The 24,760-nt window shown below is 46.2% G+C and carries 20 protein-coding genes; 5 read left to right on the forward strand and 15 right to left on the reverse strand.

The features are described 5' to 3' along the window. Positions 1-24: 24 nt before the first annotated feature. The 7 genes from L5L98_RS07605 to L5L98_RS07635 all read right to left on the reverse strand — a co-directional run bounded on the left by L5L98_RS07605 (position 25) and on the right by L5L98_RS07635 (position 9,546). The gene (locus L5L98_RS07605; RefSeq protein ID WP_263139755.1) at positions 25-726 is read right to left on the reverse strand and encodes a DUF3581 domain-containing protein; all 702 of its coding nucleotides are present in this window, start codon (positions 724-726) and stop codon (positions 25-27) included. 211 nt (positions 727-937) lie between these two features. Continuing rightward, complete coding sequence (locus tag L5L98_RS07610; RefSeq protein ID WP_006080092.1) at positions 938-1,168, reverse strand: hypothetical protein; 231 nt, start codon at positions 1,166-1,168, stop codon at positions 938-940. Positions 1,169-1,326: 158 nt separating this feature from the next. Next, positions 1,327-1,722, reverse strand: a complete 396-nt coding sequence (locus L5L98_RS07615; RefSeq protein ID WP_006080091.1) for a DUF2391 family protein — start codon at positions 1,720-1,722, stop codon at positions 1,327-1,329. Positions 1,723-1,801: 79 nt separating this feature from the next. Then, a complete protein-coding gene (locus L5L98_RS07620) occupies positions 1,802-2,080 on the reverse strand; it encodes a peptidylprolyl isomerase (RefSeq protein ID WP_006084190.1) in 279 nt (92 codons plus the stop codon). Between the two features lie 159 nt (positions 2,081-2,239). Further along, positions 2,240-4,558 (reverse strand): penicillin-binding protein 1B, encoded by a 2,319-nt coding sequence (gene mrcB, locus L5L98_RS07625; RefSeq protein WP_168827694.1) that lies wholly within the window; start codon positions 4,556-4,558, stop codon positions 2,240-2,242. 91 nt (positions 4,559-4,649) lie between these two features. Beyond that, positions 4,650-7,223 carry an ATP-dependent helicase HrpB gene (gene hrpB / locus L5L98_RS07630; protein WP_263139762.1) on the reverse strand — a complete coding sequence of 858 codons (2,574 nt, stop codon included), beginning with the start codon at positions 7,221-7,223 and terminating at the stop codon, positions 4,650-4,652. A 103-nt stretch (positions 7,224-7,326) separates the two neighbouring features. Beyond that, positions 7,327-9,546, reverse strand: a complete 2,220-nt coding sequence (locus tag L5L98_RS07635) for a putative bifunctional diguanylate cyclase/phosphodiesterase (protein ID WP_198571945.1) — start codon at positions 9,544-9,546, stop codon at positions 7,327-7,329. A 200-nt stretch (positions 9,547-9,746) separates the two neighbouring features. Here L5L98_RS07635 and thpR point away from each other — a divergent pair, with 200 nt between their 5' ends. Continuing rightward, positions 9,747-10,292 carry an RNA 2',3'-cyclic phosphodiesterase gene (gene thpR, locus L5L98_RS07640; RefSeq protein WP_198571946.1) on the forward strand — a complete coding sequence of 182 codons (546 nt, stop codon included), beginning with the start codon at positions 9,747-9,749 and terminating at the stop codon, positions 10,290-10,292. 124 nt (positions 10,293-10,416) lie between these two features. Here the strand turns inward: thpR and L5L98_RS07645 are convergent, their stop codons facing one another. Beyond that, a complete protein-coding gene (locus L5L98_RS07645) occupies positions 10,417-11,196 on the reverse strand; it encodes a tetratricopeptide repeat protein (RefSeq protein WP_168827664.1) in 780 nt (259 codons plus the stop codon). 431 nt (positions 11,197-11,627) lie between these two features. On the opposite strand from L5L98_RS07645, the gene crp reads away from it, so the two are divergent. The 4 genes from crp to L5L98_RS07665 all read left to right on the forward strand — a co-directional run bounded on the left by crp (position 11,628) and on the right by L5L98_RS07665 (position 14,673). Then, the gene (gene crp, locus L5L98_RS07650) at positions 11,628-12,263 is read left to right on the forward strand and encodes a cAMP-activated global transcriptional regulator CRP (RefSeq protein WP_006080082.1); all 636 of its coding nucleotides are present in this window, start codon (positions 11,628-11,630) and stop codon (positions 12,261-12,263) included. An 82-nt stretch (positions 12,264-12,345) separates the two neighbouring features. Continuing rightward, on the forward strand, positions 12,346-12,693 hold the full coding sequence (locus L5L98_RS07655) for a PepSY domain-containing protein (RefSeq protein ID WP_105250261.1): 348 nt from the start codon (positions 12,346-12,348) through the stop codon (positions 12,691-12,693). Further along, on the forward strand, positions 12,674-13,348 hold the full coding sequence (locus L5L98_RS07660; RefSeq protein WP_131523983.1) for a response regulator transcription factor: 675 nt from the start codon (positions 12,674-12,676) through the stop codon (positions 13,346-13,348). Before L5L98_RS07655 ends, L5L98_RS07660 begins: the two co-directional genes overlap by 20 nt. Continuing rightward, complete coding sequence (locus tag L5L98_RS07665) at positions 13,345-14,673, forward strand: ATP-binding protein (RefSeq protein WP_131523982.1); 1,329 nt, start codon at positions 13,345-13,347, stop codon at positions 14,671-14,673. Before L5L98_RS07660 ends, L5L98_RS07665 begins: the two co-directional genes overlap by 4 nt. A gap of 102 nt (positions 14,674-14,775) precedes the next feature. On the opposite strand, the gene L5L98_RS07670 is transcribed toward L5L98_RS07665, so the two are convergent. The 7 genes from L5L98_RS07670 to L5L98_RS07700 form a co-directional block, all read right to left on the reverse strand. Further along, positions 14,776-15,579, reverse strand: coding sequence for a DUF1338 domain-containing protein (locus tag L5L98_RS07670; protein WP_173496276.1), 804 nt, complete (start codon positions 15,577-15,579; stop codon positions 14,776-14,778). 209 nt (positions 15,580-15,788) lie between these two features. Further along, a complete protein-coding gene (gene astD / locus L5L98_RS07675; RefSeq protein ID WP_173247537.1) occupies positions 15,789-17,249 on the reverse strand; it encodes a succinylglutamate-semialdehyde dehydrogenase in 1,461 nt (486 codons plus the stop codon). Positions 17,250-17,258: 9 nt separating this feature from the next. Further along, positions 17,259-18,278 carry an arginine N-succinyltransferase gene (gene astA, locus L5L98_RS07680; RefSeq protein WP_105250266.1) on the reverse strand — a complete coding sequence of 340 codons (1,020 nt, stop codon included), beginning with the start codon at positions 18,276-18,278 and terminating at the stop codon, positions 17,259-17,261. A gap of 127 nt (positions 18,279-18,405) precedes the next feature. Continuing rightward, positions 18,406-19,623, reverse strand: a complete 1,218-nt coding sequence (locus L5L98_RS07685; RefSeq protein ID WP_105250267.1) for an aspartate aminotransferase family protein — start codon at positions 19,621-19,623, stop codon at positions 18,406-18,408. 307 nt (positions 19,624-19,930) lie between these two features. Further along, positions 19,931-20,842, reverse strand: coding sequence for an alpha/beta hydrolase (locus tag L5L98_RS07690; RefSeq protein WP_263139772.1), 912 nt, complete (start codon positions 20,840-20,842; stop codon positions 19,931-19,933). Between the two features lie 54 nt (positions 20,843-20,896). Beyond that, complete coding sequence (locus L5L98_RS07695) at positions 20,897-22,042, reverse strand: HDOD domain-containing protein (RefSeq protein WP_263139774.1); 1,146 nt, start codon at positions 22,040-22,042, stop codon at positions 20,897-20,899. A 205-nt stretch (positions 22,043-22,247) separates the two neighbouring features. Beyond that, a complete protein-coding gene (locus L5L98_RS07700; protein WP_263139775.1) occupies positions 22,248-24,728 on the reverse strand; it encodes a prolyl oligopeptidase family serine peptidase in 2,481 nt (826 codons plus the stop codon). Between the last annotated feature and the right edge of the window lie 32 nt (positions 24,729-24,760).

Consider the following 24,760-nt stretch of genomic DNA (forward strand, 5'->3'; position numbering starts at 1 on the left):
AACGCCATGCAATTGTTCCGTCAATCAATAATCAGTTTTACTACCTTCATAGGTGGCGCACATTTGCTGCGCCAGCGCCTCGTCGTAAGGGCGTAAGCCACTCATGACTAAGGTTTTGATACCTGTGCCGACTAAAGTATCGCCACTGTGTAATTCAAAGTGCAGTGTCACATCGCCACGTTTACCATCGATTTTTAAATCTTGGTCAACGAGTGATAAGGTCACTTGCACAAAATCGAGGGTGGTTAAATCAAACGACATGCTTTCGTAAATCACTAAAGGTCGGTCTGGGTTGATCATCACTTGATGTTGTTTCATCAAAGGGATCAGGATATCGATAAAATTATGCCCAGAGAAAGCAACATATTGACGAATAAAGGATTCTGTCTGCGCATCGCAACAACTTACATCGCCTTGACGGCTCACATTAAGATAGGTTTTTTCGCGGCCATCGCGAATTGAAAAACTCTCGCTCACTTGTTCCGGGAATTGCAGTTCGACACTCGCGCCCACCATACCCGCAAAGCTAAATTTCATGCTCTGACTCAGGCCATATTGAGTCAATACTAGGGCAAACAGTAAATCTCCCGGCACGCAAAAGCGTTTTGCGCCCACATTGTGTATGGGATTAAAGTCCTGCGCAATTTTCTTCGCGAAGTCGCTGGCTTGTTGTGCTGAAACGGAAATGGCTTGATTTTGCTCGGAAAAATAAGGCGCTAGAAACATATAAACTCTATTTGTAATAACTCAATACAGGGATGGATAACAAAATTATCACGAGTCTACCTTAAATTAGGTATTTAACTCACCCGATGACTTGATCCCACGGAAGATGTACAAAGTAACACCCTGCCCACATTTGTAAAGCCAAACAAATTACAAGGGTATTAACTTAGGTTAACAGGCTAGCGCCTTCCATTGAACAAGGAACAAATAGTTAGACTTGTTTAAATTCACGCTTCAATTGAAAACTATCGTCAGTGACTAGCTGCTCTAGCACTTCGACACGCTGACGCAAGGTAGCTAACTCGGCCCGCAAGGCTTGATTTTCGGCCTCTTGCTCACGACTCGACACACCTTGCTTGTCGCGGATTTTCATAATCGCGACCACATATCCGCCAACAATGGCGAGTATCGGGATAAGTAAAGCGAGGGCTCCAGTATTCATAGTCATTTCCTTTATTTAGTGGCGTTATTGTTATCAGGCTAAAAACTCAGGCTTATTTCGACTCTAGACATCAATCAAAGTCAGAGTATGGGAATGAGTATGCGCAAAATAACCCTAATCCACCAGTGACAAAAGTCATGAGGTTTGGCTAAGGTGCATCATTCCTTATCGAAGCTATCCACCACAATGGCGCCCATAGAGGCTGGCATAGTGATGACGATAATCCGTTTTATCGAGGTCAGCGGATCTTCAAAAAAAGGCACTTTATCGAGGCACAGCAGGACGAGGAAAACCACCAGCGCGGTGAGCAAATACGCCACTACGATGCGGAAAATAAACACAGGGACTCTGGCACTAATATTTTGCTGGAACACACTGTGGTAAGTAAAAACCCCTAGAAATAACAGCGATAAACTAAAGAGCATGGCGAGATTGAGCACAGGCAAGGTTTCGCCGAGATGCCAAGCTTCCTCTGAAAATGCCACGGGCACCGCCAGCGCAAATGCCCCCACGCAAACTTGGCTCGCATCTTCGGTATTAAAACTAAAGGTCATGCTCATCGCTCCTTAATATTCCAATCTATTTGATTAGTCGAAAATAACGTTCGGTGAAGATGCGCTTATTACTGGGGTATTAAGTGCGATACAACACTTTAACCACATGCCAGCCAAACTTAGTTTTCACTATATGTGGCACCAGTAATTCACCTGAAAATGCAACCTTATCGAACTGTGGCACCATTTGGCCTTTTTTGAACTCGCCTAAATCGCCGCCTTTTTTGGCCGAGGGGCAAGAGGAAAAACGCTTAGCGAGCACAGCAAAATTAGCACCATTATTCAGCTGCTTAACAATATCCTCAGCCTGTTCTTTGTGTTTCACTAAAATATGCACAGCGGCAGCGGTTTTAAACATGTCATTTCTCACTTTGGATTAACGTCCCGTGCAAAGGGAAGATTGGCGCCCCGAGTTTGCCCTCGATCACACCACTTCCATCGGCACAGGTTCTACTGACTAAAAGGTTTTATATCCAACGCATAAGTGCGTTATTGGCCCATTATCGACCCTATTAACCTAGAAAATTTTCTGCCACCACTGCAAAGGGTCGCCGCAGTTATTCACTGGACGATAGGTCGCAGCTAATGCCGGAAGCGCATCGACATTGCTGCAAGTGGATTCCTTAGCCACACCTGTATCTCGGTCAAAAAAGCCCTTCACTACGCCGTTCACAGGGATTGAGCGCAGACTAATAGGTGGACGTTCCTTTAAGAAGGCAAGATAAACGGCCATGGCGCCACTGCTACCATACAAACTGGTTTTGCCGTTATCGTCACGCCCAACCCAAATGGCGGCGACATTACGCTCATCAAAGCCCGCAAACCAAGAGTCGCGGCTGTCGTTACTGGTGCCAGTCTTACCCGCAAGTCCAACGCCAGGGAAAGCATTACCTAAACGCGTCGCCGTTCCCGTATTTACCACTTGCTGCATAGCAAATTGAATTAAGAAATCTGTCTCAGGTGCTATAGCTTGCTCTTTAGGCAATCGCGTCACTGGCAATGGGTTCTTATCAGAATCTAGCACAGCGGTCACTGTGGTTAACTTACGGTAAACACCGCTATCAGCTAAGGTTTGGTACACTTGCGCTACCATTAATGGCGAGCCATTGACGGCGCCGAGTAACATGGAGGGATACTCGTTTAACGGCTCCTGCCAACCCGATTTAGCCAATGTTGTTGCAACCGCATCCACACCCACAGCAATCCCAAGGTTTACCGTCGGTACGTTCATCGACTTTTTCAATGCCGTTAACAAAGGCACCTGACCACTGAACTTCTTATCAAAGTTTTGTGGTGACCATGTCTTACCTTGCTCGCTTTTTAAGGTAATAGGTTGATCTTTAAGAGGTGTCGCTAAGGTAAATTGGCTATTAGGTGCCAGAGCCGTAGCATACACAAAAGGCTTAATTAACGAACCAATAGGACGACGAATTTCAACCGCGCGGTTAAAGCCATCAAATCCCGGGGTTTTATCGCCGACCATAGCCGCAATACCGCCAGTGTATTTGTCGGTCACGACCATACCAATCTGCAATGATTTATTGCTCTTATCTAAACTCTTGAGGGTTTGAGTCACCGCAATTTCGGCGGCTTCTTGGGCCATAGGATCGAGCGTGGTATAGATTTTCACCCCAGATTGCTTCAATAGCGCATCGCCATAACGCTCGTTCACTTCCTGTTTTACCAAGGCGAAGAAGGAAGGCAATTTTTGATGTGCTGGTTTATTGAGATTACGGATCCCTAAGGGTGACTCTACCGCCACCTTGTACTCCGCCGTGGTTAAATCCCCCGCATCCATTAACAAACGCAATACTAGATCACGGCGTTCTTGAATACGATCCGGATATTTCCATGGATTGTAGTAAGACGGTCCCTTAATCGCAGCCACTAAGAATGCCTGCTGGGAAATAGTCAACTCACTGATAGGACGGCCGAAATAGAAACGTGAGGCCAAACCCATACCATGGACGGCGCGGGATTTATCCTGCCCCATGTACACTTCGTTAAGATACGCTTCGAGGATTTCGTCTTTGCTGTAACGGAAATCTATAATCACTGCCATCAAGGCTTCGCGAACCTTACGCAGCAAGGAACGCTCACTCGAAAGGAAAAAGTTTTTCGCTAACTGCTGAGTTAACGTCGAGCCCCCTTGCACAGTGCGACCGGCGCTGATGTTCACAAAAGCCGCGCGCGCAATCGCGAATGGATTCACACCATGGTGTTCATAAAAACTACGATCTTCCACCAGCAGTAACGCCTGCACGATCGACTTTGGCATTTCTTCGGTCGGCACAAACAGCCTATCTTCACCATCGCCAGTAATAATACGGTCGAGCAATACTGGCTCAAGGTGGAATACGGCGAGTTGACGCTTGTCTGAGACTCGAGTGACCGAACTGATGCCATTGCTGTCGAAACTGATCATGACTCTTTGTTCGACTTGATCGCCTTCAGGATGCAAAAACGGTCGACGCCACAATTCAATACGAGTGCTCGATGCCGAAAACTCTCCCACTTGGCGTGGGTTAGCGACTTTGCGATAGCCGAGCAACTTAAGCTCAGCCATCATTTGCGGATGGCTGACTGCCGCACCGGGGTACAGCGCCATAGAGCGGCTAAACACCTGCGCGGGCAAATGCCATTTTTGGCCTTCAAATTTTTGCGCAATAATTTGATCAAGATAAATACTGTAAAAAGTCACTACAGCTAATCCAGCCAAGCCTAATTTCCAACTGATAGACCAAATTCGTCGAAATAAACCGCGGCCATGATTAGCCCGACGGGAAGCGGGTGATTTTTTTGTCGTCTTAGTTGTCATATCTACTTCATCATTCATGCATTTAAAGACATCAGCCATAGGCACAAAGCTAACGTGGTGCGAATCAAAGTGTTTCATAACAAAATGTTATAAAACCATCGGCGTGGTGCTAGGGCTGAGCTAAACCCAAGGTTTTCTTCTTGGTAAATTTTGTCGGCAGTGTATTCACAGGATCGTCTGGCCACAGATGTTTTGGATATCGACCGCGCATTTCCTTTTTCACTTCCACATAAGGTCCCTGCCAAAAACTGGCTAAATCCGCCGTCAAAGCCAATGGGCGCTGGGCCGGAGAGAGTAATTCCATCGTCACCTTTAGTTTACCCTGCGCCAACATAGGACTCTGCGCCATGCCAAAGGTTTCTTGCAGACGTACACGCAGTAGCGCACGCCCAGACTCGTCGTATGCTATTGGCGCAGAGGTACCGGTGACTAACGGCCAGGAAGTTGGCAATAACTCGTCAAGTCGCTGTTTCTGCTGCCAGCTCAAACAGTTTGCCACAAAACCAAAGCAATCGAGCTTAACTAATTGCGGCAGATTATTCACATTTTCGAGGTAAGGCGCCAGCCAAGTTTCTAGGCTCGCTAATAATGCTTCATCATCAACCTTGGGCCAGTCACTGCCCACGTCAAACTCAGTTGCCAGTTTGAGCCTGTATTGAAACTGTTCTAAGTTAGCGTTCCAATTGAGGATTTGTAATCCTTGCTGGCGAATATAGCCCAGTAAGGCCGCGACAATTTGCTTACGTTCAGGCTTAGCAATCGTCTCGGTTTTTACTAAAATTTGTCCGACCTTGTATTGGCGCTGCGCAATCACTCGACCTTTAGCTTCATCCCAGCCACAAATCTCATGAATGTCCAGCAAACCTTTTAGCTCGCCGTCGAACAAGCTTGGCTGAAGCTGACTCGCTAAGTAAATCCGCCCAGCGTTTCTGCCTTCAGTTTCTTGAAAATCCGCCACCACCATCCACGGCGTTTGCGCCAATGCATCATCGGCTGTGAGCACGACGCCAGTACCATTGGCTAATTGGTAGCCCTCAACACCGCGGGCTTTAGCGATACGATCCGGATAAGCAAGTGCTAATAATAACCCCACATCGCTGTGGTGTGCATGGGTCGCTATCTTAGACAAATCCGCCGCTAATCCTAGCTTTTTCTGCCACTGTTTTGCCTGTTGCCCAGCTTGTCCATGACAGGCAAAGTGCAGGTAATTCATGATATCGGCGCCCTTTTTAGGCAAACCGCGCGCCTCTAAAACCCCCGACAACAAGCAGGCCAAACTGCCCAATTGCGTTGCTTGTTCGTTAGCATTATTGACTCCCCCATTGTTTGCGCCCAAACTTTTTGCGCCCAATAACATATGAGCAAGCCTTGGGTGACACCCTAGCTCGTAGGCCGCTTTACCGTGGGGAGTGAGTTTATTTTGAGTATCGACCATGCCTAAATCTTGTAACAGTTTCCACGCCAGTGCCTCATGCACACTTGGTGGCGGCGTTAACAACATCAAGTCGCTAAAGGATTTTGCGCCCCAGTAAGCACAATCGTGGGCCATAGCCACCAGATCCGCTTGGCTGATCTCGGGTTCATCGGCCCTGAGCATGCGGCCATGTTCTTCTTGGCTCCACAGGCGAACGCACACACCCGCTGATAAACGCCCGGCGCGACCACTACGCTGAGTTGCGGAGGCTTGGCTTATACGTTTCAAGCCTAAGCGGGTGACACCGGTTTTAGGGTTAAAACTCGCTTGTCGTTTATAGCCACTGTCGATGACAAACCCTATGTCTTCAATAGTTAAACTCGATTCCGCCACGTTAGTCGCTAGCACGATTTTGCGCCGGCCATCTATAGTTGCAGCGATCGCGCTATCTTGCTCGGCCCCTGAAAGTTCACCATAAAGAGGGCAAATCAAAAAAGCATCGTCCGCTAAGCGCTCGCGCAAAAACTGCTGTAATCGTAATATCTCCCCTTTACCGGGTAAAAACACGAGCACGGCATTATTGGCAGCCGTTTTATCAACACTGGCACTGCTGCTGGCCGAGACCAGTTCGAGCACGCAGCGGCCAAGATGATCGATCCAATGCTGCTGCGTGGGCACGGGGCGATATTCGATGTCGACAGGAAAACTCCGGCCTTCGCTGTGCAAGGTCACCGCTTCTGGCATGAGTTCAGCTAAGGCAAGACCAGATAGAGTCGCTGACATAGCTAATATCTTTAAATCATCCCGCAGTGAAGCTTGCACTTCGAGCGCTAGGGCAAGACCTAAATCTGTTGTGAGGTGACGTTCATGAATTTCATCGAAGATGATCATTCCAATCCCAGTTAACTCGGGATCTTGTTGGATCATTCGCGTCAGTATGCCTTCGGTGACAATTTCTAAACGGGTATTGGCGCTGATTTTAGCTTCACCGCGGACGCGATAGCCGACTTCTTGTCCCACCTTTTGCTGGCGACAGCTGGCAATATAGTGCGCCACACTACGCGCCGCGACACGCCGCGGTTCGAGCATTAAAATGCGTCCGCTGATTTCTGACCAATCCAACATAGCCAAAGGTAACGCCGTTGATTTACCCGCACCTGTCGGTGCCTCGAGGATCACTTGAGCGTGACGAGAAAAAGCCGCGCGCAGCGGTGCTAATAAGCTATGAATAGGTAGAGAGTTCAAGAAAAAGACATCAGCGGCCAACACAGGGCGTCAGTGTACTAACAATCGGCTTTGAGTACCATTTCGCAGCAAACATTATCAAGTCAGTGCTGACATACGTAACCGCTCAAGGCTGCCATGCCCAAGATTACAGCTGTGGATAGGGAGCAAAAATCTCACGTTTTTCGAGCCAAGGTTGACTGAGCCCTGACTGTAGTTCAGCTAAGCGTATCGGTTTATTGATGGCGTAACCTTGAGCATAGTCGACGCCTAAGGCTTGCAATTTCCACCCTATTTCTTGGGATTCGACAAATTCAGCAACCACATCAAACCCCATATCTTGACCAAGTTGGCAGATGGATTTTACGATCGCCTGATCCGCAGAGTCTTCGCAAATATTGACGACAAATTGGCCATCAACCTTTACAAAATCCACATTGAGGCGCTTAAGGTAAGCAAAGCTAGAAAAGCCTGCACCAAAGTCATCGAGGGCTAATTTACAATTGAGCGGACGAAGTATCTCGAGTAACTTTGTGGCTTGATCGAGCTGACTCACAGCCGCGGTTTCTGTGATCTCGATGCAAAGCTTATCCACCAGCTCAGGTTCGGCCATCAAACGCATTTCTAGCCAATTCATAAACTCATGATCGCCCAAAGAGGTTGCCGACAGATTCACAGACACAAGATCCAATTGCTGCCAAATATCTAAATGACTACCACCCCACTTGAGCAAATTATCGATCACCCAAAGATCAACCTTAGAAGCCAAGTTGTATCGCTCGGCGGCGGGTAAGAAGATAGCTGGAGACACTATAGTGCCGTTAGTCTGCACCATACGCAGTAGGATCTCTAAATGTAAGCCAGTTTCCTCGCGGTTTAACGGCACTATGCTTTGAAAATAAAGCTCGAATTGGTTTAACGCGAGTGCGCCGACGATATCAACAGAGGCCATCATCTCGGTGTAGAGACGGTTCATTTTAGGATCGCTCGCACTGTATAAATGCCAGCCATTTCGGCCTTGATCCTTCGCTAATCGACAAGCAGCGTCAGCTTGACTCATGACGGTATAAATATCGGCGGATTTTTTATCTAGCCTAGCAATCCCCATACTAACACTGACATTGTGACTACGACTTTCCCAAATAAACTCATGATTTGCTAACTGGGTACAAATCCGCTTAGCAATCTGTTTCGCAGAGTCCACATTGCAGTAATGCATCAGGATACCAAACTCATCGCCCCCTAAACGGGCAACAATATCGCCTTTACGTACGAGCTGTTTCAAACGTAATGCGACTTGGCAAAGCAGCTTATCGCCCGCCTGATGGCCACTGATATTGTTAATGACTTGGAATTGGTCTAAATCGAGAAATGCCACGCAAATAGGCATATCGTCGTGGGCATGTAGTAGGTTTTCTAATAGGGCTTCGAAATGTAGCCGATTAGGTAAACCCGTAAGTGCATCATAATTGGCATGGAAGGATAACTCATCGGCTAAGCGGTACTTTTCACTGACATCTTCGGCAATCATGACTAAAGTATCTTTATCGCCGCTAATCTGGCTAAAACTCAGTTTCAACCAAGTTAATTGATGAATTGATTTTAAAGGTAATTCACACCAAGCTTGGCCGAGCACGCCTTCTCGTACCACATGTAAGGTATCGGTTAGCATGGCGTGCTCTTCCTCACGCACCATGTCGAATAAATCATAGCCATGTTGAATTGGCAGGGTTTGCAGAGCGACTTTATTCAGCATAGTCAATTGATCATGCTTATCTAACAAGGCGCAGGCTAAGGGCAACTGGTTGAATACTTCACAGTATTTATGTTCACTGGCAAGCATGCTTAAAGCAATACGCGTCAATTCCATCGCAGAGCCAATCATCACAGCGGCGTGATTAAACTCACTTATAAACTCTTCGCTCCATTCACAACATTCGGAGCAATTAACGGCCCCCAAGGCAATACGAGTTTCGCCAAACACGACTGGCGGCAATACTAATAGACTCTTGACGTCCCAATCCCTTAATAAAGCCCGCTCAGCCTGAGCATCGGCAGGTAAGGTATTCACATCAGCCAGATTTAATAGACGCGGAGTACGGACAAGAGAGCGAAAAAATGGCATTCGTGCCAAGGGCCAGACTCGGGTTTGTTGGCCTTGGGCAAATTGAGGTTTTAAATACAGATTACGCGTGCGTAAACGATCCAGTGACTGGCTTCCGGTTAATACAAATACCCCGTCACAATGCAGTTGCAAAGTAATAGTCTCAAGCGCTCTGTCAACATTCTGCTCTAAGGTTTCTAGCGGGGATTCACTAAAAATACTGACCAAAGCCTGTTGGAGTGGATTAGCTAAACCTACTGACATGAAAAGTCTCTTCCTTACCTAAAAATCCATTTAAGGTATTATCGACGTGCATTAAGTATAGGCTCACAGTAAATTAAACGTCTGCTTGAGTCACAAATTAGCTGATAAATTCAACAGCTAGATTAACGCTCAAATGCGCTTAACGTCAAAGTGTTCGCTGAGATAATCCATATTAAGCGCTCCAAAAGGATGATAAACCGATGCAACAAAGGCTATTTCTCGGCTTCGCTCCCACAGATAGTCAAAGGGTATATCTAAGTGAATTGCAGCAGCAATTGATATGCCACCTTAATCCAGAGGCGAAAGCGGTGAGTGTCAGCAATCTGCATTTAACACTCTGCTTTATGGGTCAAGCTAACAACGAGCAAAAAATCGCCCTCCTTGATGCGGTTGACCGCTTAGTGAAACCAAGATTTAGCGTTCGGCTTAACCAGCTCGATGTATGGCCCAATGCGCAAGTATCTTGCTTGAAAGGCGATGATATTGAGCCGCCGTTAGCGCAATTAGCTAAACAGACGCAAGAAATTGCCGACCTACTGCAATTACATCGGAGTGAGCACAGCTTTTGCCCGCACATCAGTTTATTTAGAAAAGCAAAACAATGGACACTAGATGAGTCGGCTTTATTGCAACTCAAAGGTATGAATACGCTGACGTTAACGCCCGATAATTTGCATTTATATCATTCAAAAAGCACAAGCACGGGTGTCGAATATCACATTCTGGATTCTTGGACACTCGGTTAACCTTAATCAAAAACAAAAAGCCCGAGTATCCACTCAGGCTTTATTTTTCAATTTATGAATCAATGCATTAATCAATACTAAAATAAAAATAGCAGTTAACTAGAGAGCGATGATGAAGAAATACCTATTCGAGTAAACGTAAGGTTTCGCGATAGGCACGCTTTTGCTCGTAGGTTTGTAACCGCAGCATAAACTCATCAGTCTTAGTCATTTCAGCATTCATTTTCAACGCTTCGATCGCTTTCTGCTGCGTCGAAATAGCAGCACCAAAATCACCTAACTCCGCATAAGCCGCGGCTAAATTATCAAGATTTGTAGGATCGTTTTCATTCACTTTGAGTAATTTTAAGGACAACTCGACCGCTTTATTACCATCGCGATACTCAGCTTCGGGGCAAGTCGCTAAAATCCACGCCACATTACCTAAGGCAATATCATCACCCACTTGGGAAAATTGCTCGACCGCTTTACCGCAGTTGCGCTGCACACCGTCACCGCCAGACGCATAAATAAAGCCTAAACGGAATTGAGCCCAACGACTGCCCTGCTCACTCAACGCTTTATACCAATGCTCAGCGACTGACAAGTCACGCTTGATCAATTGGCCTTCAAATGACAGATCCGCTAAGGTTTGCTGCGCTTTTTCATGTTGTTGTTCGGCGGCAAGTGAGATCCAGTGCAATCCAGTCGGCACTTCTTGCGACACAAAACGTCCGGAGAGATACATTAATCCCAGCAAAAATTGGGCATCGGCATCACCTTGCTCTGCCGTCACCTGAATATGCACAAACTTACTGGCCGCAAGTTCAGCTGCTGGCTGCGGGATAGAAAATGCGTGCGCCGCAGAGCTCAGCCCTATTGTTAAGCTTAAACCTGCACCTAAAACCCATAATCTGTATTTCACTTGCTTACCTCTCTTAAAAACAACTGCCCTCAAAGTTAGCCAGAATTAACCCCATAAGTCGAGCCTAAATACACACAAACCTCAGGATAATGGGGGAAGTTAAGCCAAATGGAATGTCAAATTTAAAAAGTGAAACATGTTATTGTGTAATTTAGTGGCATATTTTATTCATAATCTATAATAAAACTGCTGAAATAGACTGGTAAGATGTGATTAACTCGACAGAGTTAAGTGAATCCAGCGAGTTTCATATCGATTTAGTTGACTTAAATCACTAAAGTAGCAAAATAAGCTCTAATTTTAGATGGTTAATTGCATTTATTCACTTATTCTAAACTAAGACTTCCATCAAGTTTTTGTGAGTTTAATTGACGTAAAATGCTTATTTAGAATACTCTTACTTTCGTTTTAATCAATCGAGGAACACCAACATGGCTCTGATTGGTAAGCCAAAACCTGATCCAACTTTGGAATGGTTTTTATCACACTGTCACATTCATAAGTACCCTGCAAAGAGCACTCTTATCCATGCTGGTGAAGACTCAGATACCCTTTATTACATAGTAAAAGGTTCTGTAGCGGTATTGATTAAAGATGAAGAAGGTAAGGAGATGATCCTTTCTTATCTGAATCAAGGTGACTTTATCGGTGAACTAGGTTTGTTTGAAGAACAAGCCGAACGTACCGCTTGGGTTCGTGCTAAGCAAGCTTGTGAAATCGCTGAGATTTCATATAAGAAATTCAGACAGTTAATTCAAGTTAACCCTGAAATTCTGATGAAGCTGTCTGCGCAAATGGCCTATCGCCTACAAAGTACCAGCCAGAAAGTGGGTAACCTTGCATTCTTAGACGTTGCAGGCCGTATTGCTCAAACTCTATTACATCTGGCTAAACAACCTGATGCTATGACACACCCTGATGGCATGCAGATTAAGATCACTCGTCAAGAGATAGGCCAAATCGTTGGCTGTTCACGGGAAACTGTGGGTCGTATCTTGAAGATGTTAGAAGAACAGAATTTGATCCAAGCTCATGGTAAGACAATCGTGGTATACGGTACCCGTTAAGTTAGTCTTCAGCTTGATTTAAGCCTGCCTTATTAAAGTGGCCTAGAATAAATTCTAGGCCATTTTTTATTGGGGAGCTCAAATGAAACGGCTGTTTTTAATCTGTTTTTTCAGCCTATTCACGCTGGTGCATCCAATAATCTTGCATGCCGAACCTATTGAATTAGAACATTATCAAGCCAAGGCGTTAGTTAACTCTGGGCAAATATTGTCCTTAAACGGTACACTCGCCGTAGTGAACCAATTTTGCCAAGGTGAACTAATTGATGCTCATCTCTATCAAGAAGATCATAAATGGCGCTATGATTTGCAAATCAAAGTTCAGCGTGGCCAAATCGTTAATCTCAGTATTGATGCAACTAATGGTCAAGCCGATCAATCAATAGCACTACCGAGCGAATGTCGAAAACATGAAACTGTTACTCGTTGAAGATAACCCAATGCTAGTCACCGAGCTGGAGAAACAACTCAAACTCGCTGGCTATGTAACCGATATTACAGACAAAGCGCTTGAAGCCGATTATCTGATCAAAGAAACCCAATACGATTGCGTAATCTTAGACATAGGTTTGCCCGATGGCAACGGCCTCGAACTGCTCGAAGGCTGGCGAAATCAAGGGATCAGCACTCCAGTCATCATGCTGACGGCCCGCAGCCAATGGCATGAAAAAGTAGAAGGTTTTAATGCTGGCGCCGACGATTACTTAGGTAAACCTTTCCACGCCCAGGAATTATTGGCCCGAATCCAAGCTTTAATCCACCGTGCACATGGTCGTCTAAACACCTCAAGTAAACAATTGAGTTATGGTGGCGTGGTTTTAGATGAAGCAGAGCAAACAGTAAAAGTGGCCGAGCAGCTGTATGAACTCACAGCAATGGAATTTAGGCTGTTAAAAATCTTCCTCATGTCACCTAAGAAGCTGTTATCTAAGACGCAGCTAACCGATAAGCTCTATCAGTTTGACGATGAAAAAGAGAGTAATGTGGTCGAGGTTTATGTCACCCATCTACGCAAGAAACTGGGTAAAACCACGATCGAAACCCGTCGCGGCCAAGGTTACATCTTCCACGGCATTATTGAATGATCTCGATCCGCACTAAGCTCAGTTTATGGTTAACTGGCTTACTCGTGTTAGGTACTGTGATTGGACTGATACTGTTTGAGTCCATGCTACGTCAGGCCTTCCACGACTCTATTATCAATCGCTTAGAAGAAGATCTCGAACATATCATGCTGGCAACCCATATCCATGATGGGGAGATCAGCATAGATCAAAGCCAGCTTTCCAGTTTCTACAAGCCCGCCTATTCAGGCCGTTATTTTCAGCTTAACCTACCAAATGAAGTGATTCGCTCACGCTCCCTGTGGGATATGCAGTTAGATATTGAGCCACTGGCACCAAATCAAACCCGCGTCTGGCAAGCTAAAGGGCCAAAAAATAACGATATGCAGTTGTTATCATTAGGGTTAAATTCCAGCAGTGCCAATGTCAGCGCCACCTTAACCGTTGCGCAAGATTTGAGTATCGGTAGACGTGTGTTTAGCGAGGTTTATGGCACTAAGCTTGGTGTCAATCTGGCGATGTTAGTTGCTATGATCGCGGGGATATTCTTGATCCTACGTCAATCCTTTAAGCCAGTTAAGCACATACAGCACGCACTTTCTCGGCTAAGACAAGGGGAAATTAACGCGCTGGAGCTCAATAATATTCCCCCTGAAGTACAACCATTAGCAAAAACCTATAATGAACTACTTGAGTACACTGCCAAGCAAATTGAACGTAGCCGCAATAACTTAGGTAATTTGAGCCATGGGCTCAAAACGCCACTTGCCGTGATGCAGCAACAGGTTGAAGCTCTTGGCCTCAAAGATCCTGAAACTGCCATTGCCCTGCAGCAGCAACTTGATTCGATTCACAAGATGGTCGAGCGTAAACTGGCTGCCGCGAGGATCACTGGCGACATGCTCCCCGCTGCGCAATTGGTGATCCCTAGGGATTTACATAGCCTAGCCAACACGCTAAATAAGGTTCACCGCAACAAATCCATTGAATGCGATTTCGAACTCGATCCCAACATTCTCAGACTGCCGATTCACAGGGAAGATGGCATGGAGCTATTAGGCAACCTGCTAGACAACGCCTTTAAATGGGCCCAGAGCCGAGTCAGCATTCAGCTATCGCGTCAACAAGAGCGTCTCTGCCTTTGTATTGATGATGATGGTCCAGGGGTTGCTGATGATGAGCTAGATAAGCTCACACAAAGAGGAACAAGGCTTGATGAGTCTGTGATGGGTCACGGTTTAGGATTATCAATAGTAAAAGAAATTGCCGAGCAATACGAGATTGAACTGCAGTTTAATCACAGCACTCGCTTAGGTGGATTGAGGATCGAGCTGACCTTTAGCTAGCCCCGGGTTATGCCAATCGTATTAAATGCCTTGTTTGAAATATCCATAAAAAACGCCATCGAATTGATGGCGTTTTTTTATGCAGAAAGCAATTTGAGGACGTTAGACTTTATTCACATTGGTGCTTTCAAAAATCTTGTCGGCAGACGCCGCCACAAAGCCGGTGTAGAGCTCGCCATTAGCCATAGGATAACGTAGCGCAAACTCATAGAAACAGCTTGGGATTTCCACTGTCGCGTCAGTAAATTCAACACCAATCTTATCGGCCATAGTCGACGATTGTTCTAACAAGACTTCTGGCGAACCTTTGATCTCGCCACCTGAACTATTGAGCACAAAGCCCGCTTGCTTCAGAGCATCATTCACTGACTCTAAAGTCTCAAAACCGTCGAGGTGATTGATAGACACAGTGAAATGGTTAGCGCGATAACCAAAAGCCGCTACCCAAGCTGCATATTCACTCTCAGTTAATAAGTCCTGATAGGTTTTAGCATCTAAAGACCAATGACGGCCTGAGTAAATAAAGTTGTCAGCGGTCGTCGCTGCAGCATCCACTTGGGCGATTAAGCCTCGAATGGTGTCTTGCAGCGCAGGGCTAAATTCTTCAACTAACAGCTCAGAGATAAACACTTTAGGCTGAGTCGAGTCTGGATGTTCAAAATGCTTAGCGATCAGTTTTTTCTGTTCAAACTTATAATCACCGCAAGGTACATAACCTAATGAAGTGAAATGCTTAGCCAGTACGTCCAAATTCACCTTAGCGATATTGAAAGTACGCAGGGCAATATGGTCGTTGATGATCGGCTTACCATGACCCAACAAAGCGTGCACTTTTGCCGCTGAAGGGGTCATTTGAATATAGTCTTGCCACAGAGCGGCAAATAACGCGTTGATGTCGGTATGCATAAAAACTCCTTTTATTGTGCTGCGGTTATTGCTGTTATTTTGCCGCAAACACTAAATGTAACGACCTAAATGCCACTGTTGCAGCGTCACACATACCCACAGTAGAAACTTAAGTAACGTCACTGCTTGTTATTAAAAAGGAAGAACATTAGTCCTTCCTCCTCTTTCCCACATATTCTTTACCGCATAAAAGTCAAATCCCTACCCGCTTACAAGCTCAAACCTGGGCTTAATGTCGCGGGTAAACTCACGGCATCAGCCTCGACCGAAGCGACCGGATAAGCACAGTAATCGGCGGCATAGAAAGCACTCGCTCTGTGGTTACCCGAAGCCCCAACACCACCAAAAGGTGCCGCGCCCGATGCGCCAGTGATTTGTTTGTTCCAGTTAACAATGCCAGCACGAATACGCGCGAGGAAATAATCATAATCTTCACGGCTATCGGCAAGTAATCCCGCAGACAAGCCGTAACGCGTTTGGTTAGCCAATTTGATCGCTTGATCAAAATCACTGTAACGCACCAGCTGCAGTAGAGGTCCGAAGTATTCTTCATCCGGCAATGCATCGATCGCTGTCACATCGATAAGGCCAGGAGACACTAAGCCTGTACCCGCTTCTAGATGGGTCAACTCGACCAAAGACACGCCGCCTAAGTTCAACAGATTCGCCTGCGCCGCAACCATACCCTTAGCGGCAGTTTCAGAAATCATTGAGCCCATAAAAGGTTGTGGCTGCGCATTCCAAGGACCGACTTTAATCTGTTTAACCGCATCGACTAACATGGCAATCAGCGCATCGCCCTGCTCGCCTTGCTCGACGTATAAACGGCGCGCACAAGTGCAACGTTGGCCAGATGAAATATAAGCCGACTGCAAAATATCGTGCACTGCGGCCTTAATATCCTGCACACCTTTGATGATCAGTGGGTTATTACCCCCCATCTCAAGTGCTAAAATCTTGCCCGGATGACCGGCATATTGTTGATGTAAAAAATGACCTGTGCGTGAGCTGCCAGTAAAGAACAGACCATCGAGCTGCGGGTGAGAAGCCAGTGCCTTACCCGTATCCACCTCACCTTGAACTAAGTTAAGCACGCCAGCAGGCAGACCCGCTTTATCCCATAGGCTAACCATCAGCTCAGCGACTTTAGGCGTGAGCTCTGAAGGTTTGAAAATCACGGTATTCCCCGCCAGCAGCGCAGGGACTATGTGGCCGTTCGGCAAATGACCAGGGAAGTTGTAAGGACCGAACACCGCCACAACACCGTGGGGCTTATGGCGGATAACCGCACGTCCTGCTGGCGTATCGTTGGCTTCTGTGCCCGTACGTTTATTGTAAGCCGCAGCCGATAAAGCAATTTTGCCTATCATGGCACCGACTTCAGTCGCGGTTTCCCACTGAGGTTTACCAGTTTCTTGGGCAATCGTTTCTGCTAGTTCCGCTTTATTGGCTTCGAGTTGGCTGCGATACGCTTCAACTATGGCTAAACGCGCATCAAAACCTAACATAAACCAATCAAACTGTGCGGCGCGCGCAGCATCAACGGCGGCATTAACTTGTTCTGCAGTGGCCGTTTTACCAGTCCAAATAGATTGTGCATTGGCAGGGTTAATTGAGGTCACGTCATGACCTTTGCCAGCATGCCACTGACCTTGAATATAATGTGTCATTTGTTATTCCTACATTGCCAAAATACGGATTTGATCGCCTTTTGCGAGTAACAAACCCGCTGCCAGCTCAGGGCTGATAATGATGTGTTCGGATTTGTCGTCCACGGCCAGTGCAGCAGACGTCGCTCGGTAATTGGCTAATTGGGTATTTGAGATAATAAATTGAGTGTCGGCTTCGACCATGTCACCAATATCGACGGTCAATAAACGACTTTCACGCACGCCGCGAATGTCCGATAAACGACACTCTACCGTTGGACCACCATCAAAAATATCCACGTAACCGCGGCATCTAAAACCTTCGGCCTGCAGCAGACTTAATGCCGGACGGGTATTGGTATGCACTTCGCCAATCACTTTCTGCGCTTCTTCCGGCAACAGACAAACATAGACAGGATTTCGTGGCATCATTTCGGCCATAAATGCCTTTTTACCTAAGCCAGAAAGATAATCCGCCTGAATAAAATCTATGCCCAAAAAGTGTTTTTGCAACCAACCATAAAAAGGTGAATGCCCCTCGGCGTCGCTTACACCGCGCATTTCGGCAATCACAGTTTCGCCAAAACGCTTTGCATGTTGCGCCAAAAACAGAAAGCGACTGCGGGATAACATGCGGCCATTGTTGCCCTTGCGATACGCTTCACGCAAAAACAGGGTGCACATTTCGGCGGCGCCAGTGTAATCATGGCAAAGGGTGAGTGTTTCGACCTCGTTACGCACATCAATTTGTTCAGAATGATAGACTTCGGTACCGAGTCGATAATGGTAGAACGCATCTTCCATTCCCACCGCCGCTTCGATGGCGCACGTTCCCACCACTTCACGGGTATCGGTATCTTCCAACACCATTAGATAACCTTCATCGAAGGGAGTCTCTACGGCTTTGACGAATGAGGCTTCTGCTCGAGCAATTTTATGTCTGAGCAGATCCGCATTCACAGGTAATGACGTAAAGCCATGACCAGACTCTTCGGCAATTTGATATAAGGCCTCAAAATCACCAGCCTGAATAGGACGTATGATTAACATCTTAGTGTCTCCTCACTTTGGCTTACCGTGCATCAAGGCACCTCTCTTCAAAAAGACAGGCAGTGATGCACGTAAGTATTCCCTGACAAAAAAGGAGTGCGAATAAATTCAGCACTCCTTTGGTCATTTAGGCGGCAGCTATGCTCGCCACAGCACGTTCAAAACGAGCTAGACCTTCAGCAATATCTGCCTCAGGGATCACCAGAGAAGGAGCAAAACGTACCACATTAGCACCCGCCATCAGGCTCATTAAGCCTTCAGCGACAGAGGCCACCAAGAAGTCGCGTGAACGGCCTTGGTATTGTTCATTAAGAACGGCACCTAAGAGCAAACCTTTACCGCGGACTTCTGAAAATACATGATATTTTTCATTGATTTTGTTCAAACCATCGCGCAATAACTGCTCGCGATGTTTAACGCCGTCTAACACTTCAGGCGTGTTCACTACGTCTAACACAGCATTACCGATAGCGCAGGCTAATGGGTTACCACCGTAGGTAGAACCGTGAGTGCCCACTTTTAGATGTTCAGCAATCTCAGCGGTTGTCAGCATAGCTGCGATAGGGAAACCACCGCCGAGTGCTTTAGCTGTGGTTAAAATGTCAGGCACGATTTCAGTACCCATGTAAGCGTAAAGTTCACCAGTACGGCCCACACCCGTTTGCACTTCATCAAAAATCACTAGCGCATTGTGCTTGTTAGCCAGTTCACGCACAGCTTTCAAGAATGCAGGATCGGCATCAATAATACCGCCCTCGCCTTGCAGCGGCTCAAGCATGATGGCGCAGGTTTTGTCCGTCACTGCGGCTTCTAAGGCGGCAACATCGTTAAATGGCAGGTGAGTAATGCTCTGCGGCTTAGGACCAAAACCATCAGAATAGGCAGCTTGTCCACCGACACTGACGGTGAAGAATGTACGGCCGTGGAAAGCTTTATCGAACGCTATGATTTCATCTTTCTCAACGCCATGTTTTTCTAAGGCATAACGACGGGCAAGTTTTAATGCGGCTTCGTTGGCTTCGGCGCCAGAGTTGGCAAAATACACTTTGTCGGCAAACGTGCTATTAACTAATTTAGTCGCTAATGCTAAGGCTGGCTCATTCGTCATTACGTTTGACAGATGCCATAATTTTTCACCTTGTGTCTTAAGGGCATTCACAAGGGCTGGATGACAGTGACCTAAGCAATTTACCGCAATACCGCCAGCAAAATCGATAAACTCGTTGCCCTCTTGGTCCCAAACTCGGCTTCCTTCGCCACGAACAGGGATCACGGCAGCAGGCGCATAATTAGGCACCATCACTGCGTCAAACTGGGCACGGTCCAACTTCATATCAACGCTCATTCTTCTTCGTCCTTTGTGTTTGTGTAACGGCGCCTTGCACCGTCAGAGTCCCATAGGTATCTTTATCTAGAGTTAGTGATACTGGGATTGCTTGTGTCTATTAATAACCATTATTAGCGAAAATGTGATCAAAATACCAGTTTTTCACAAACATCAATCCACGCACTTCCACCCAAAGTGCATAAAGATTGCAGTTTAAGAACTATACAAGCGGTTAAGCCCGTGGCTTGCAGCATAATTAGTCAGAAAAAAGTTATTTACCCCTCATTTTGCTAGCTATTCACTGAATGTGAATAACTACACCATTTTAACGAATCAAGTGTGAAAGCACAAAATGGCCAATTTTCGACCTCACTTCAAGGGCTTCGGGTAATAAATTGAACAGAGGAAACACATGGGGCATGTTAGGGTAAAAGCAGCCCGTTATCTCACCACCACAGGCTTTTATTTGGGCGACTAAACGTTCAGAATCCTGTAATAATAACTCCCGCGTACCCGCAATCACTAAGATAGGCGGCAGGTCTGCCAAGTTTCCCTGTAAGGGGGACACTTTTGCCGACATAGGATCGGCCCCCGCAAGATAAGCGCCACGTAAGCGCAGCAATGCCTCTATGGTAAAGAAGGGATCGTCGGCTGCGAGTATCAACTCAGTATCCCCCGTAAGTGCTAAGTCTAACGCGGGCGATAGCAAGATACAGGCGGTCGGTAAAGGCAGGGCTAAACGCTTTAATTCCAGCAACAAGCTCAGGGCTAAATTGCCGCCCGCCGAGTCACCCATGAGGATCAAATTCCCCGTGCCTTTCAGCTCAATTAACCGCCTATAGGCTTCAAGCACATCATCAAATGGCGCGGGGAAAGGATGCTCAGGAGAGAGACGATAATCAGGAATATAAGCATCTAATTGACAACGCTGGCAGATATCTGCGACCAATCTTGCATGGGCATGGGGCGTTTTAAAACAGAAGCCTCCGCCACGGATATAAAACAGACTTCCAAGGCGAGAAGGTTCGTTGAGAAGCACATAATGTAACAAGTTTGAGTGTTGTAAGGGGATGGTAGCGCTGACTAACTTATCCGGCCAAGGGAGCCAACGTCTATCAAGCTCAAGCAACTTTTCACGCACTTGCGCTAAGGGCATTTTGGCCTGTCCACGACTGATGGATGGCCTAGCGACATAGGATAAAATGGTATTTAGTACAGATGCTTGCCAGCTTGGCATATCCCTTCCTCTACTTAAACGCCGCAATCATGGCGCTACGTAGCAGACCGAGGATTACAGCAGATCTAACTTCCTATAATTTTGTGCTTTTAAGCGCAGTACTTCTTGCTCATTTAACTCATAATAATCAAACATTAAGCGCTTTTCTTGGGGATCGATTTGACGCATTTCTTCGAGCAATACCACCTTAGCATAACAGTTTGCCCGCGCGACTAATGCCGACTGAGGCGACAATTCTCGATAGCTTAAGGTTTGGTCTAACTCCTTTAACAACCGAGTTAAGGGACTCGCTTCAAACTTAAGTAACTCTAATAATTGCCAATTAAGTTTAAGACCATGGCTTAGCACTTGTTCAAATACGGCCTTAGCAGGAAACTCAGTGGCAATCACCGCATCATACACTTCCTTATCACGGCTGCTACTGGCTTCTCTTATCCAAGATCCCCATGTTTGGTCGAATAAACGGGCACTTAAACTCAATACAACGGATGTGCCTAACTGATTAAGTAAGGCACTACTATAAACCAAGGCTGAGTCAGTATTATGAAGCTGAGCTAAAGCATTTGCCGCTATGCCACTGACTATGCTGTAGCGCCATAATTTACGGGTAGTCCATAACAACTTAGCATTGCCACTAGGAAGCCAATTTCGCAAACAAAAGTAAGGGATAATAGTGCGAAGGTTTTCGATACCGATGTAATTCATCACTAATTTGATATCAGTGACCCGCACATCTGAGCTCTGAGACCGGCGAGCGCGAAAAGATGGGCTGTTGACCATGTTGGTTAAGTCGCGGCACAACCAACTTAAGTTACTGATCAGTGGCCTTAATCGCGTTGCATCGAGATTTTTTGCCAGCAATAATTCCAGCAAGAGGATTTGCGACTCATTGATATCTGACTTAGCCAGAACAGATTCAGGGGACGCGAGTTGATGCTCGATGGCGTTAATGACAGTTTCATGCAACTGGCTCGATACGGCTTCAAACACTTCTTTAGCTTTAATTTGTTTCATCAAACGCACCAAAATGGCTTCGCGTTCAACATCTAACTTATTTGCATCGGCCTCTAATTCAAGGTCGAGTTCATCCAAAAGAGTCGGGCTCGCTTTTTGCTTTCCGAGGATCAATTGTTGATAGAGTCTATGTTCTATCTCTATAATTTTGCCGGGTCTTACACCGCCCGCAACCGAAATCGCCACTATAAATCTTTCCTATATCGCTAATGCCCGAGTGACGTCAACACAATCAAACTCTCAAAATCATTACAATTTCAGCACATACACTTAATCTTAGCAATAATGCAAAGTCGCAGAACGCAAACAAAGAGTTATATCGGATATTTCCTAATCAGTTACCCAATAAAAAGGCCTCGACTAGGAGACCTTTAAAAGAAATCGAACTGAATTATTTGAGTTCTTGTTCAAATAACTTATAGATGCGGCGGTATTCATCTAACCAGCTAGAAGGTTGACGGAAACCATGGGGCTCAACAGGATAAATCGCCATTTCAAAGGTTGGTTTTTCCAGTTCAATGAGGCGCTGTACCATACGCACACTGTCTTGGAAGAAAACGTTGTCATCCATTACGCCACTCATGATAAGCAGTGGTTTAGTTAATCCTTGAGCATGCTCAATAGGAGAGCTGCGCTCATAGGCGATAGGATCGACATCAGGCGTATTTAAGATATTAGAGGTATAAGGCGCATTATAATGTGCCCAGTCCGCCACAGGACGCAATGCAGCTCCAGCTTGGAACAAGTCCGGCGCGGTAAACAAAGACATAAACGTTAAGAATCCACCGTAAGAGCCACCATAAGTACCGACACGCTTAGTATCGACATGGGTATGAGTCGCCATCCACGTTACGCCATCCTTTAAGTCTTCCACTTCTGGATGACCCATATTGCGATAAATAGCGGTGCGCCAATCTCGGCCGTAACCTTTAGAGCCACGGTAATCCATGTCCATCACAACATAACCTTGTTGAGTCAGCAGGTTGTGGAACATAAACTCGCGAAAATAACCGCTAAAACCATAATCGGCATTCTGCAGATAACCTGCGCCGTGATTGAAAATAACCGCAGGATATTTCTCAGCGCGGGACTTATCATAGCCTTGCGGCAGATAAACTCGAGCGTACACATTGCCAGCACCATGATTTGAAGGTACAGCTACCACTTCTGGCGCTTGCCATGGGTAATTTTTGAAGGCATCACTGGTATAAGACGTCAGCTGCTTTAACTCGCCGCCAATGGGTTGAACATAAAGTTCATTAGGCTGTGTGCGGCGTGAGGCATTGAGTAATAGCTGAGTGCCATCGGGGCTTAAGCTGTAATCTAAGTTGCCATCCAACTGAGTTAATTGCTCATTTTTGCCTGTGGCAAGATTCACGCGGTGAACATTATAAATGCCGGGGTGACTCTGATTCGCTTTGTAATAGATGTAATTGGCATCCGGTGACAGCGTAATATCACTCACCACAAACTTGCCTTGGGTTAACGCACTCGGCTTTTCGCCTTGAGCTTTAATATAAAGCTGCGAATAACCGGACTCTTCTGACAAGTAATACAAGGTATCCGTATCCGGTAACCAACCGAATTGGTTGTAGTCGTAATTCACCCATGCATCATCATGTAAACGATGTTCGGTAATAAATTTACCCTTAGCAAGATCGACACTAGCGATCCAGCGATCTTTGTTATCAGTTGCTTCTAGCATCAGGGCTAATTTATTTTCCGACTCATGCCATTGAATCGCACTCTGAGTCCAGCCCCAATCCTGCATCAACTGAATTTTACGTGGCGATTTAGTGCTTTGATAAGTTTCGCCTTTCGCTTTAGCATTTTCAGCTTTCACTTTGGCTAGCACATCTTCATCAAAACCAGTAAGGCCCTCGATTGTGATATCGACTTTTTTATGTTGGTTTAAATCAAGCACAACAAAACGTTGCCCTGGTGGCGTATCTTCAGCCACGCGCGCGCGCACTGGCACTGGGTCGATATAACCTTCACTACCTAAGTAATTAGGCATGATGTCGTGTTCGCTGCTACCTGTGTAATTTTTATCTGTAAGCGCGACTAAAATATAGCGGCCATCAGGTGATAAACTCAGCTCTGACACCACTTCGCTATCGCCTAAATACCAAGTGCTGGCGGCGAGCGTTGGATCGTTTTTTTGTAATTCATCTTGGTACTGCGCTTTAGCTTTAGCATTTTCTTGCTGCAGCGCTACATACTGAATCAATCTGTGCTGTTGTTTCGCAATATAAGACGTCGACTCTTTTACCGCTTCTGGTGCTTTCGCCATTTTAATTTCAGCAAGTTGCTCGACTAAGCCTGAATCTTGATGAATTTGGAAAACATTGTCGCCCTGCCAATAGGCAATATCGCCATTATTGAGATAACGCACACCATCGATGGCGGTGCGCTGGCGAGTCAGTTGGCTGATTTTACCCGTGCTTAATTGCTTAACAAAAATGTTGCCTTGATATAGGTAAGCCTTGTGGGACTTAGTGCGATCAAACACACCAAAATGCTGATCTGCGGCATGTAACTTATCGAGAGCTAGCTCTACGGCGCGACTGTCATTGATGCCTTGCTGATAATAGCTACGCAGAGGTGAAGCACTCGCTTGGCGGGCAAACAGCACGCTTTGGCTATCGTCGCTCCAGTAAGCCTCTTTGGCAAAGATCCCCATCCAATCAGGATTTGCCATAATTTGATTAAGCGTAAGCGCCTGTGAAACTTGTGGCGGTTGGGCTAAGGGAACTTGGAATGCTGGCGGAGCTATTACGGGAGTTGCAGTTTCAGTCGATGTCGCTGCGCACCCTGCCAATACGGCAACCGCTAACGCACTAAAACCCAAATTTCGCATTACGCTTCTCATTTATCCTTCCTTTTATTGTTATCGCAATGGCT

This window comes from Shewanella sp. SM23 (genome assembly GCF_025654295.1).
GTDB classification, from domain to species: Bacteria; Pseudomonadota; Gammaproteobacteria; order Enterobacterales; family Shewanellaceae; genus Shewanella; species Shewanella oncorhynchi.